Annotated in this window: 12 protein-coding genes and 1 riboswitch; all 12 genes read right to left on the bottom strand. The window is 40.2% G+C overall.

Going from position 1 to position 12,040, the window contains the following annotated elements:
* Window positions 1-375: 375 nt before the first annotated feature.
* The 12 genes from D2962_RS03275 to D2962_RS03220 all read right to left on the bottom strand — a co-directional run bounded on the left by D2962_RS03275 (window position 376) and on the right by D2962_RS03220 (window position 12,034).
* Window positions 376-1,101 carry an aspartate/glutamate racemase family protein gene (locus D2962_RS03275; protein ID WP_122014132.1) on the bottom strand — a complete coding sequence of 242 codons (726 nt, stop codon included), beginning with the start codon at window positions 1,099-1,101 and terminating at the stop codon, window positions 376-378.
* 211 nt (window positions 1,102-1,312) lie between these two features.
* Window positions 1,313-2,029 carry an aspartate/glutamate racemase family protein gene (locus D2962_RS03270; RefSeq protein WP_120767939.1) on the bottom strand — a complete coding sequence of 239 codons (717 nt, stop codon included), beginning with the start codon at window positions 2,027-2,029 and terminating at the stop codon, window positions 1,313-1,315.
* A gap of 16 nt (window positions 2,030-2,045) precedes the next feature.
* The gene (locus tag D2962_RS03265) at window positions 2,046-2,756 is read right to left on the bottom strand and encodes an aspartate/glutamate racemase family protein (RefSeq protein ID WP_120767937.1); all 711 of its coding nucleotides are present in this window, start codon (window positions 2,754-2,756) and stop codon (window positions 2,046-2,048) included.
* 1 nt (window position 2,757) lies between these two features.
* Entirely contained in the window at window positions 2,758-2,919 is a 162-nt protein-coding gene (locus D2962_RS03260; protein ID WP_222927658.1) for a hypothetical protein, read from the bottom strand.
* A gap of 239 nt (window positions 2,920-3,158) precedes the next feature.
* Complete coding sequence (hutH, locus tag D2962_RS03255; protein WP_120767935.1) at window positions 3,159-4,697, bottom strand: histidine ammonia-lyase; 1,539 nt, start codon at window positions 4,695-4,697, stop codon at window positions 3,159-3,161.
* A gap of 375 nt (window positions 4,698-5,072) precedes the next feature.
* On the bottom strand, window positions 5,073-5,705 hold the full coding sequence (gene thiE, locus D2962_RS03250) for a thiamine phosphate synthase (protein ID WP_120767933.1): 633 nt from the start codon (window positions 5,703-5,705) through the stop codon (window positions 5,073-5,075).
* On the bottom strand, window positions 5,677-6,534 hold the full coding sequence (gene thiD / locus D2962_RS03245) for a bifunctional hydroxymethylpyrimidine kinase/phosphomethylpyrimidine kinase (protein WP_120767931.1): 858 nt from the start codon (window positions 6,532-6,534) through the stop codon (window positions 5,677-5,679). Before thiD ends, thiE begins: the two co-directional genes overlap by 29 nt.
* 68 nt (window positions 6,535-6,602) lie before the next feature.
* Window positions 6,603-6,706: riboswitch (TPP riboswitch) on the bottom strand.
* A gap of 127 nt (window positions 6,707-6,833) precedes the next feature.
* Window positions 6,834-7,874, bottom strand: a complete 1,041-nt coding sequence (locus tag D2962_RS03240; protein WP_162991084.1) for an SIS domain-containing protein — start codon at window positions 7,872-7,874, stop codon at window positions 6,834-6,836.
* A gap of 13 nt (window positions 7,875-7,887) precedes the next feature.
* Window positions 7,888-8,985, bottom strand: a complete 1,098-nt coding sequence (locus D2962_RS03235; protein WP_120767926.1) for a PfkB family carbohydrate kinase — start codon at window positions 8,983-8,985, stop codon at window positions 7,888-7,890.
* Window positions 8,986-9,071: 86 nt separating this feature from the next.
* Window positions 9,072-10,241, bottom strand: coding sequence for an ROK family protein (locus D2962_RS03230; RefSeq protein ID WP_120767924.1), 1,170 nt, complete (start codon window positions 10,239-10,241; stop codon window positions 9,072-9,074).
* 34 nt (window positions 10,242-10,275) lie between these two features.
* The gene (locus D2962_RS03225; protein ID WP_120767922.1) at window positions 10,276-11,133 is read right to left on the bottom strand and encodes a carbohydrate ABC transporter permease; all 858 of its coding nucleotides are present in this window, start codon (window positions 11,131-11,133) and stop codon (window positions 10,276-10,278) included.
* Window positions 11,134-11,155: 22 nt separating this feature from the next.
* Window positions 11,156-12,034, bottom strand: a complete 879-nt coding sequence (locus tag D2962_RS03220; protein ID WP_120767920.1) for a carbohydrate ABC transporter permease — start codon at window positions 12,032-12,034, stop codon at window positions 11,156-11,158.
* Window positions 12,035-12,040 lie beyond the last annotated feature (6 nt).

Genomic DNA, 12,040 nt, shown 5'->3' with positions numbered 1-12,040 from the left:
TAATATCCCAATTATCATATGCCTGTTAATCTTTTTACACCCCTCCTTATACCTGTTTTTTAGCTTATAACGTCGTAGAACACTCTATATGTTTAAAATTTTTAACTTATTAAAGCAATTATAACTTAAAATTAAATCGCCTTATTATTATAAATTTTATTTTATATTCGATAAACACAAGATAATTCCTTTGTAAATTATAAAAATATATATCCTTTTATTTGTATTTATTACAAATTGCTTCGATTATAATAATGATTGCGGACCCTGCAAAGCGTGAGGCGAGCTTTACGTCTGGCTGAACGGTCAGGCGCCAGGCCGTCACAACCACCGGAAGTGACTTTCTACACCAGAACCAAATATTGATAATTTACTTCACACCATTTTTAGATCATACGGTGTTTCAAAAGCAAATTTTTTAGAAGTATACCACCCCATTAAATCTCTTATATCTATCAAAAATTCAGCATATTTAACAGCAGCTATAGTCGGATCTATCACAGGTACTTTAATAAACTTTTGTAGTTCCTTGTAAAATCCAAAATTCATCGTACAGCCTAAAATTATGGCTTCAGCACCGTCATATTCTATAGCTTCATTAGCTTTTTTTATCATTCTATCAAGAGTAACTTTTTCATCTTTATGGAACTCATCAACAGCAAAATCAAGGCATTTAAATGAAGCAAGTCTATCTTTAAAACCATATTTTATAACGTTTTCCATCATTTGTGGTATCCATTTTCTTCTTCCAACTAAAATAGAAAACTTATAACTTAACGTTGCTGCTATATGTAATGAAGCTTCTGCCGGTGCTATAACAACCATACGCTCTAGTATTTCTTTTGCTTCATATAAGCCAGGATCATAAAAACATCCAATTATCGCAGCATCATATTCTTTTTCTTCCAATTTCTTTATAAGGTCTAATAAATCAGGCAATATTAACGCACTATAATATCTATATTCCAAATGTTTTGGCCCTTTTTCTAAACATGTAAATTCTAATTTAGTATCTTTGCTTTTTACACAATCAAGATATTTTGTAATTTCGGAACAAGCGCCATCCGGTCCAACAGGATCAATATATATTATTTTGCGCATAATACCACTCCTAAACTTCTTTTCACCGATTAATTCTTCACTAATTGGCCCTTTTCTATAATTATATTTTCATCCAGATAAAGTGTTGGCAAAGGTATCACAAAATTCCTCGCCTACTCTTCCCCCACCTTCTATGGAAACCACATACCCATCCTGTCGTTATCGGATTGATTACGAGAATTTTTTCATAATGTGCCTCCCTGTCTTTAAATTAATAGCCTTTTATTTTATCAAATACCGGGTAAGTATATAAACCTATCTTGCTATGATTAAGTCTTAAATCAATTAGCATTTCTAACGTTTTCAAAGCAGTAGCAGCAGGCTCAATAACTGGAACATTTACTCTTCTTACCACTTCTGTGTATAATGACAACATGCCAGTACAGCCTAAAATTATTACTTCTGCACATTTTTCTTTAACTGCTTTTTCAATGGATTTAACTACCTCATTTACTGTTTTTGTTCTATCTCTTTCCAATTCACTAACAGATATATTTATATATTCTATTGATGCCAGCTTCTTTGTTAAGCCAATGGCCCTGGCTTTTATTTCAAACATGGGAACAACGTTTTTCTTGACAGAAACTACAGAAAATTTATTCCCAAGCAATGTTGCCATTAACATCGAACTTTCGCCAGGACCCGTAACAGGTATATTGCAGATTTCTTTAGCTCCATTAATTCCTGGGTCAGCAAAACAGTTTATCATTATGCCATCGAAGGAGTTTTTATTTTCTTTGACTACTTCCAGTATGGCAGGTATCGCAAAATTTTCATCGTAAAAAGATTCAATTGTGGTAGGTCCCCTTTCGATATTGACTAACTCTACTAATGTGTCGCTTGAGGCCGCCTTTCTCAGGTATTCGGCATCCGACTCATTCCATTCACTTGTTGCCACTGGGTTTATTACAAGTATCTTTTTTTTCATTCTGGCCACCACCTTCTTAACTTGTGTGTCTAATTTTTTTATCAGGAAATGGAAAGGCCTTCTTGCTGTGATGTGTTTTCATTTCTATAAAGTCCTCGCATAATTTTAACGCAGCAACTCCGGGTTCTATAACAGGTACCCCTAAACTCCGGTAAATATTTTCACTTATACCTAACATACTTCCGCAACCGAAAATAAGAACATCAGCACCATCGACTTCAACCGCATCTTTGCTGGCAATTAAAGCCGCTTCTTCTAGCCTGCATCTGTCATTTAAATCAAGGACTTCCATGTTTACAGCCCTTATTGAAGCACACCTTTCATAAAAATCATACATTCTCAAATGATCTTCTGTTGCTGCAATTCCTCTTTTAGTCGTTGTTATTATAGAAAACTTTCTTCCAAGCATCAAGGCAAAGTTGATTGCCGCTTCCATTAATCCAACTACCGGAATGTTTAACTTCTCCTTTGCCGCTCTTACTGCCGGGTCGTTAAAACAGTAAATTATTACACCGTCATAACCCTGATCTTGAGCTTTTTCAGCCTCTTTAAGTGTCGGAAGTTCCGACCATACTTCATCATAGTGCTGCTCTATAGCTTCGGAACCAGCATTCAAATTGGTAATCTCTATTACTGTATCCAAGTTTTTGTATCTTTCAAAAACCTGCCGAATTGAATCATTCCATAAAGAGGTTGTTACCGGCACAATCACCTTTATCTTTTTCATATTATCTCCCCAGCTTTCTTATCATAGATGCGAGTTCCGGATGGACAACTATGCCGTTATCCAGGATCTTTACCTCATCCAGCCAGACAGTGGAATTCATGCAGATTCCGTCACAGTGGGATTTGGCCTTTATCCCATCGGGTGGAGCGTCTATCGGGCTCAAGTAGCCGAGGCCCCATTCAGTAGAACCCCAGACCCTCTCGTCTTCCAGAACATTTCCGGTGAGTTTTGCGCCAACGCGTTCATCGGACTCGGTGTCCGCCGTGATTACTATGGTTAAACATCTCCCTCATCAATATGTCGGCGGATTTTGCCAGTTCATACTCGTAAAGTCTTGCCATTTTTATTCCTCCCTCATTCAAAAATAAACATAAACTTGTTGTTTGTCAACGGACATTTAAATTACTCCAGCGTTCCCACCACCTTTTCAACCCGTCTAACCAGTTCACCGCTTTTAATAAGTCCCGCAAGAATTCTGACATCATCACTCAGCGGCCTGTCTGCAACAATTGTTGGCACTTTTTCCCTCACGGCTTCATAAGCCGCTAATGTCCCTTTTCCAAGAGCTTTGTCAAGACCTGTCTTTTGAATCCTAAAATCCATTGCCTGAGCAGCACATAAAAGCTCGATGGCCAATACATTTACGGTATTTTCAACTACTTTCATCGCCTTGCGGGCCGCAATGGTACCCATACTAACATGGTCTTCCTGGTTTGCCGAAGAAGGAATAGAGTCGACACTGGCAGGCGCCGACAGTGTCTTGTTTTCCGATACAATGGCCGCAGCCGTATACTGGCTTATCATGAGTCCTGAATTTAACCCACCATTTTCAATTAAAAATGGCGGCAAACCTTCATTAAGATATGGGTTTACCAGTCGTTCTATACGGCGCTCCGAGATATTTGCTAATTCCGAAACGGCTATGCTCAGATAATCCATGTTTATTGCTACAGGTTCTCCATGGAAATTACCTCCAGAAATTACCTTTTCTTCATTTGAAAAAATTAAAGGATTATCCGTAGCAGAATTTATCTCTATTTCGAGGACCTTTCTTATATGTTTGATGGCATCTTTTATTGCGCCGTGTACCTGAGGCATACACCTTAATGCATAGGCATCCTGTACTTTTAGCTGCCCCTGTCGGGTTATAAGTCTGCTCCCTTCGAGCAAAATCATAAAATTCCTGGCACATGAATTTTGGCCCGGGTGAGGCCTTATCGCTTGTACTTTTTCATCAAAAGCGTCAATAATGCCGTTTAACGCTTCAAAACTCAACACTCCGCTGATGTCGGCCACCTTGGATAAATTTTGCGCCCCGGCAAGTGCAAGGCTTCCTACCGCCGACATAGCTTGGGTGCCATTTATAAGAGCAAGTCCCTCCTTTGCCTCCAAGACAACGGGTTTGATGCCCGCCAGTTCAAGAGCAATTTTCCCGGGCAATATTTTGCTATTAAAGACAGCCTCGCCTTCACCCATCATTACCAGGGCTATATGCGCAAGGGGAACAAGATCCCCGCTGGCTCCCAGAGACCCTTGGCAGGGCACCAGCGGCGTAACTCCCTTGTTTAACATATCAATTAAAGTCTCTATGGTTGAGAGCCTTATTCCAGAATACCCTTTTGCAAGTGCATTAATCCTAAGAAGCATCATCGCTCTTACTATTTCTTCGGGAAAATATTCCCCAACACCTACCGAATGGCTTCTTATCAGGTTTATCTGCAGCTTCCTGGTGTCTTCAGAAGAGATGATTACATTGCAAAATTTACCAAATCCTGTTGTAACGCCATATACAATTTCCCCTTTTTTTATAATGCCTTCCACGTATTCTCGTGAACGATTGATTCTTTCAATGGATCCGGGCGAAAGTCCCACCGCTTCGCCTTTAACTGCTATTCTTGCAACATCTTCAATAGTTAAATTTTCTCCATTTATTATTACCATTTAAACAATACGCCTCCTAAACCGCTTTTTAAATCTAATTCTTTAATGCCCTAAAGACCCCCAATTAGTTAATTAAGGGAAACTGTTAGTAGTTTCCCTTAATTTTTTTCTTTAAAAGTATTGATTATTTGTTACTTTTGCTTTTGTTTATATATATTCAATTTCTTTAGTTATTTTCCTTCTTAAAATTCCCTTAAAAGACAGCATTTTTTTGCTATATTTTTAATTTTCTTTAATTAACTAATTAATATGTTAAATTGTAAATAATTATAATAAGAGTTTGATTTGACAAAGTCTCGATTCAATTTAAAAAGCAGGAGCTGCAATGCTCCCGCCTTTATTTGACCGTCAAAAACTCTAACTTTGAAAAAACAGTTACGACCTATCAGCTATGGCCTTATTTATGCTCTCTAATAGCTGCCTGGAGTTTTCCTCAACATCTCCGGCAAATACGGCAGATACGGAAGAAATACCGTCTACACCTGTCTTTAACATAACCTCATAGGCATTTTCCCGCGTTATCCCGCCAATAGCCACCACGGGGATGCCGATGGCCTCTTTGATTTTCTTTATCCCTTCGATACCTATGGCGCAAGACTCAGGCTTGGTTGGTGTAGGATATGCCGCTCCTACGCCGAGGTAGTCCGCTCCATCCTTCTGAGCCTTTATGGCTTCCTCAACGGTTCCTGCTGATACCCCAAGTATTTTACCCGGTCCGATAAGCCTCCGTACCACCTCGGCCGGAAGGTCTTCCTGTCCTATATGCACCCCATCGGCATCCACAGCCAGAGCTATGTCCACCCTGTCGTTAATTATGAGAGGAATATTCTTGCGTCTGGTGACCTTCTTGACCCTGAGCGCCAACTCGTAAAATTCTCTGCTGGAAATTTCCTTTTCCCTTAATTGTATGATGGTAATACCTCCTCTTACCGCCTGCTCTACGGCATCGATGAGGTCTATACCATCTAAATATGAGCGGTCAGTGACCGCATAAAGTCTTAAATCCATACATATGCCCCCTTACATTATTTGCCGGACAGTGCGCTGAAGAATATTTCCGACAATTCCAGAAATGATTGGTGGGGCCAACGCCATGCCCAATATCCAGTGAATATCTTATAGCCCCGGTAATGTATTCCTTAGCCCTCTTTACGGACTCTAAAAGGGTATATCCCAGGGCCAGGTTGGCTGCAATGGCAGAAGAAAAAGTGCATCCGGTGCCATGGGTATTTTGGGTTACTATCCTTTCTGATGCCATTTCGTAAAAATCTTTTCCATCGTAGAAAATATCCAAAGCATCTCCTGCAAGATGACCACCTTTAATCACTACTGTTTTGGCTCCCAGAGCCAGTATCCTTTTCGCAGCATCCCTCATGCACTCTTTGCCTTTAATCTTTATACCGCTTAATGCCTCTGCTTCCATGAGGTTTGGTGTAACCACAAGACTCAAAGGTATGAGTTCTTTCTTTAAAGCCTCCATGGCTTCAGGTTTTAATAGATGGCTCCCGCTCTTTGATATCATAACCGGGTCTAAAACCACCCCTTCGGGCTCGTATTTTTTAAGCCCCTCTGTAATAGCCCTTATTATCTCCCCGTTGGAGACCATGCCGATCTTTACAGCATCGGGATAGAGGTCCTCAAAGACAGCCTTCATCTGGAGCAGGACCATTTCAGGACTTATATCCTCTATTCCAAGCACGCCCATGGTATTCTGGGCTGTCACCGATGTGATGACGCTCATGCCGAATACCCCGTGGGCTGAAAAGGTCTTTAAATCTGCCTGTATGCCTGCTCCTCCGCCGGAGTCGGAACCGGCAATTGTAAGCGCCAGTTTCATTATACCACCTCCAAAATTTAAGCCCACCTGAATAGGTGGGCGAATTTAAAAAATAAAAGTGTCCTGTGTAAGGCACTATTACGCTTTCCTACGCAGGTATTATCCTGACAGGTTCAAGGGTCGGAAATTTAATCCCCTCTCAGCCTCATATGAAGCTCCCCTAGCATCCTCAATATTCATTTTTTCTATATTTATATTCTACATATACTCGGCAATTCCTGCCGGAGATGTAAAAAATGATCTTAATGCAATTCAAATGCCCTGTTTTTTCGACGTTAGTGTTTGTCGGTTTTTTGTGCTTATTCTTCTCTCGTCACCTTTTCTCCCCATCGAAATTCTCCGACTTTTAAACCCTTTTTTTCGGCGATAAGATTATCAAGATACTGAATTGGAAGTATGTAAAAAATGGGTGTTAAATGCTCATCGCAAAAGTCCATTTTTATGTTTATAATATTATCTTCCTCGAAACTCTCTTCGCCATCTGAGAGGAGGATTATTCTGCCGCCATAGCTAGAAATATCTTTCGCCAATTTTACATTTAAATCGCAAGTCAATCCCGAAGGCGACACAATAATGCCTCTGAAACTGTCATCCACGATTTCCAGGGGGCCGTGTCGGAATTCCGCCGCATCCATGCCGTATGCCGGAAACTTTGAAAGTTCCTGAATAAACAGGGCTCCTGCATAAGCTGTCCCAATATTGTAGCCCCTGGCAAGAAGTGTAATATAATTTACACCGTCTAAAAACTCCAGCAATCTGTCTTTGTTTTCTTCACACATTTTAATAGCATTATCGATGCTTTCGACCGCGCGTATAAAATAATCTCTGGTTTCATCATTTAACTTTTTGAGAATTGAGCACGATACCAGCAAGCATAAAATTATACTGGAAATATATGTGCGGGTTGAAACAGACTTTTCGGGCTTTACGTTAAGATTCAAAAGAATGTCTGCTCTATTCGCAAGGGGGCTTTTCTCATTGTTTGTTATTCCGACGACTTTTACGTTTTTTCCTATCCTGTCAATTAATCGGACAATTTCGGCACTTTCGCCCGATTGCGATATCGCAATAACCAGAGTACTTTTACCAATGGAATTGTACTCATAATGCAGCAGTTCGCCGGCCGATATGACACGGCTTTTTACTCCATTATTGTTCAAATATGTCGAAGCGCTGCAGGCGCAATAATGTGAACTTCCCATACCGGTGAAAATCACATTATCAAAAATCAAATTTTGAATCCGAGTGAGCTTTTCAATATTTTCTTCATTGAAGTAATAATTTACTGCCTTTGCAATATCTTTAGACTGGTTTAATACATCTCTCAAATATTCGTTCATTTTCATTCACCTTTCATTTGTTTTTAATATACTCAATCAATTGCTTAAGGGACGGACTGCTGCCATTTTTGATATAAAAGGAAGCACACGCCCGGCCGATATACACACATTTCTCCGGCGGAAGGGCCATGATCAAACCGGCGCAAAAACCGGCATTGAAATTATCTCCTCCTCCTGTCGAAATCACAGGATTTTCCACATTGAAATCATCAACTTTTATAATGTTTTTATCATCGAACAACAATGCGTATTTGTTCGGATGAATCACCAGCAAATCAGGTTTTAAGACATCGAATATATTTTCGGCAATTTTAACCATGTCTCCGCTATCCTCAAAAAAGCATCGATTTATTATCCTTGCTTCATTTTCATTGAATGAAAATACAGTCTTAAAATATTTTTTGAAACCGGCCATCAGATTTAAGCTTTCAACAATATCATCCGTGCTTCTCCGGGACGGATCGGCGATGTCAAAAAAAACATATTTTGACAAACGGCCGCCGTCTGATACAATACCGCTAAGCTCGGATATTATGCCTTTCAGTATATCGTTCAATCCGTATAAAGAACTCCAGTTGGTTACTGCCAGAATAAAACTATCCGAGATTAATTTTTTTAATAAGTCTTTTCCTAGAATATTTTTTATACGGTCCCAGGTAACCTCATTAAGGTTCTCATTTTTTCCAAACATTATTTTGCCGTCCTGAAACTCAAATGCGGTCGAATATCCCGGATTTGCCATTGAATATATCTTTATGCCGCTGTCAAGTTGTTTGAAACAATCTTCCACTTCGGGATATCCAAAGGCTCCGACGGCAAAGGTTCTGACACCCAAAGTGCTCAGCGCATTGGCCATAATCGGCGCATTGCCGCCGATCTTGACAGCCTGGGATATTATTTCTATATCACAGGCGCTTTTTGCGGAAGCTAAAATTTTTTGGGCAAATTCTTCAATCGTCTTGAAAAAAATTGTTTCATTGTTTTCCTTGAGCTTCACCGGCCTTACAATTTCGTCGACATATCCGTCAAATCCCACCGTAATTTTTCTATGGCCAAGCTTATTTTTATTTTGTTCAATTGATTCGATTATTTCAACTTTTGTATACGGCATATACTCCTCCTTTTTAATGTTAGGGGACGCACCTCCTTTTCCAGGGCAGTCAGCCGGGGGAGGCGGAGGAACGTCCCCAATATAAATCAGTCGATATCCCAGTTTTCAAAAACAAGCTGATTGCACCCTATAAAAATTAAATTGTTTTTGTCAATGGTTCTGGCAATCTCTATATTTCTATAATTGTTCATCAATGTTCTCTTCTTCATCTCGGAATTGGCGAAAGGATATATATAATCATATATATCATCAATAATGCCCCCGATATAGACGATAGAAGGGTCGAATATGTTTGCCAGAATAGATATAACCTTTCCGAGCAGCATACCCTCATGCTCCACTACTTCCAGCGCTCTTTTATTTCCGGCTTTTACTTCGCATACAAAACGCGCCCAATCCTCCTGCGTAAATTCTTCCCTTTCTCCATAAAAATACCTTAAAAAACCCTTGAAGCTCAGCTCCTGCTCAATGCAACCTTCATTGCCGCAGCCGCATTTAAATTTTCTGTCTCCCAGAGGCATGTGGCCTATTTCCGCACCCATCCCCCTGCTTCCGGTCAATAATCTGTCGTTCGAAATTATTCCAACGCCAAGACCTTCGCCTACAAATATATAAATTAAATCCGAATTGCTTTCGCCGCGGCCATGATTAATCTGCTGGGCGGCTTTAGCCAGCAGGTTGGATTCATTCTCGATATGGCAATTAAACCCAAAAATTTTACCGGCTTCTTCTTTGAGCTCAACTTCTTCAAAAAGAGGGATGGTCGAGTTCAAAACTTTACCGCTCTTTTTGTCGTATATGCCGGGAATTGCAACGCCTATCCCTGGAATTATAGAAACGGGATATTTATGCTTTACTTCTTCCACCACATTCCGGACCATATTAAGAATAGCATTTATATCGCTTTTTTTATCATATAAAACCTTTCTGGTAAAAATGATGTCATTTTTTAGATTAATTGCTCCCACAGACACATGACCGCTTACCGTCAAATCTATCCCGATGGAAAGCCAGGAATCGTTTTTTATCCTGAAAGCAGTGGGGACTCTTCCCCCTTCCGACTCAAGCATCTTATCCGTTTCAATGATATTTCTTTCCAATAAATAATTACAAATATTTGAAGCGGTGGCAAAACTCAGATTCAGACTCTCAGCTATTCCTTTTTTCGTCTCAAAAGGCTGCTGCCTGAAACGATTTATTACAAGTTTTGTATTGGCTTTTCTCAATTCAAGAGTATTTTTTATGCTAAATGTCATATCACTTTCTCCTTACCGATTCGTTGATAAGCCGTCATCCTTTTATGGCCCCCGATGTGAGGCCGCTTACAATATATTTTTGCAGCGCCAGTGCAACGAGCAGCGGAGGTAAAGCCGAAAGCAGCCCGCCCGTCATCATGAGCCCGTAATCGATCATGTGCCTTGTAGTAAACTCTGAAATTGCCACAGTCAATGTTTTTGCCTGATATGTAGATGTCATAATCAGCGCAAACAGGAACTCGTCCCATGCCGTAAGCAGCGTAAAAATTGCCGTTGTAATCAATCCCGGCAGGGAAAGAGGCATAATGATTTTGAAGAAAATGCCCAATCTGCTCAAACCGTCTATGGAGGCCGCATCTTCCAATTCAACCGGTATTGCTTCAAAATAGCTTTCCATCATCCAGATGACAAAAGGAAGGGTAAAAGAAGTATATACCAGGATCAATCCAAGGAGCGTATTGTTTAAACCCAATTTCTTCATTATTATATATAGCGGGACTACCGTAACTATTTCCGGCAGCATTCTTAATGCAATGATGGCAATAAAAAGCTGGTTTGAAAGGAAAAAACTCATTCTGCCAAAAGCATAAGCCGCAAGGCTGCCTACGGTTATGCAAATCAGAGTAGTGACTCCGGCAACTATAATGCTGTTTTTAACGGCCGTCCCAAAAGGTGGAACTTCTCCACCGCTTATATTAAGCCCCCCCTGAAATATCTTTGTGATATTTCCAAGATAGATTTTCTCTGGAAACCAGTGTATAGGAACCGACAGAAGTTCGGCCTTTGATGAAAATGCCGATACTACAAGCCAGTAAAAGGGGGCGAGGATTATCAATGCAAACAAAAACACAAAAAAGTATAAAAAAAACTCATCCAGCGGTTTTCTTTTCATAAGCCACCGTCCTTTTGACGCTTCAGGATTTTTTATACAGAATCTTTATATAGAACAGTGCAAATATGAGTATCACCAGGGATACAATATAGGATAGGGCAGCTCCATAGCCGTATTTTGAATATTGAAAGGAGTTAATGTAAGTGTAATATGATATGACCTGAGTGCCGTTGGCCGGACCGCCCTTTGTCATGATGTATATGATATCAAACACTTTAAAGGCTTCCATCGTTCGAATGACGACGGCCACCAGAATTGCAGGCCGTAAAAGCGGCAAAGTAATGTAAAAGACGTTCTTCAACCTGCTTGCTCCATCGATTATGGCCGCTTCGTAATAGTCTTTTGGAATGTTCTGCATGGCAGCAAGGAGAACCATTGCAATAAAGGAGGTGTTTTTCCATACATCGGCCACAATGACGGCGTTCATGGCGCTAAAAGCAGTGCCGAGCCAGTTTTTATACTGGGATATTATGCCAAGACTTTTCAAAAGAGCATTCAATGCTCCGTAATTGGGGTCATATATCCAGGTCCACAGAACCCCGTTGACAACGGTAGGCAGAGCCCACGGCAATATCAGAAGCGTTCTGGCAAGGCTTCGGCCTTTAAACTCCTGGTTTAACAGCAACGCCACAAGGAATCCGAGAACAAGTTCCAACCCCACAGATATCACGGTAAAATAAGCGGTCCTGCCTATGGAGTACCAGAAGTAGTCGCTTTTGAAAATATCTATATAGTTCTTTAAACCGATGAAGGGCGGATGTTTGGTAAAAATATTAAAATCAAAAAAACTGATATACACGGAATATAAAAGCGGAAAAATTATAATTCCGATTATGAACAGCATAGCAGGCAATATGAAAAAATATGCCGTTTTATTTTCCCGATAGGTTTTTGCTCTCAACGTAAT

The organism is Biomaibacter acetigenes (genome assembly GCF_003691585.1).
In the GTDB taxonomy this organism is placed as follows: domain Bacteria; phylum Bacillota; class Thermosediminibacteria; order Thermosediminibacterales; family Tepidanaerobacteraceae; genus Biomaibacter; species Biomaibacter acetigenes.
The sequence above is the reverse complement of the archived record's forward strand: the minus strand, read 5'-3'. Positions and strand labels throughout refer to the sequence as shown.

Excerpts from the sequence above, each read along its gene's own strand:
- D2962_RS03275 (WP_122014132.1), bottom strand. The coding sequence starts at position 1,101 with ATGCGCAAAATAATATATATTGATCCTGTTGGACCGGATGGCGCTTGT.
- D2962_RS03270 (WP_120767939.1), bottom strand. The coding sequence starts at position 2,029 with ATGAAAAAAAAGATACTTGTAATAAACCCAGTGGCAACAAGTGAATGG.
- D2962_RS03265 (WP_120767937.1), bottom strand. The coding sequence starts at position 2,756 with ATGAAAAAGATAAAGGTGATTGTGCCGGTAACAACCTCTTTATGGAAT.
- hutH (WP_120767935.1), bottom strand. The coding sequence starts at position 4,697 with ATGGTAATAATAAATGGAGAAAATTTAACTATTGAAGATGTTGCAAGA.
- thiE (WP_120767933.1), bottom strand. The coding sequence starts at position 5,705 with ATGGATTTAAGACTTTATGCGGTCACTGACCGCTCATATTTAGATGGT.
- thiD (WP_120767931.1), bottom strand. The coding sequence starts at position 6,534 with ATGAAACTGGCGCTTACAATTGCCGGTTCCGACTCCGGCGGAGGAGCA.
- D2962_RS03240 (WP_162991084.1), bottom strand. The coding sequence starts at position 7,874 with ATGAACGAATATTTGAGAGATGTATTAAACCAGTCTAAAGATATTGCA.
- D2962_RS03235 (WP_120767926.1), bottom strand. The coding sequence starts at position 8,985 with ATGCCGTATACAAAAGTTGAAATAATCGAATCAATTGAACAAAATAAA.
- D2962_RS03230 (WP_120767924.1), bottom strand. The coding sequence starts at position 10,241 with ATGACATTTAGCATAAAAAATACTCTTGAATTGAGAAAAGCCAATACA.
- D2962_RS03225 (WP_120767922.1), bottom strand. The coding sequence starts at position 11,133 with ATGAAAAGAAAACCGCTGGATGAGTTTTTTTTATACTTTTTTGTGTTT.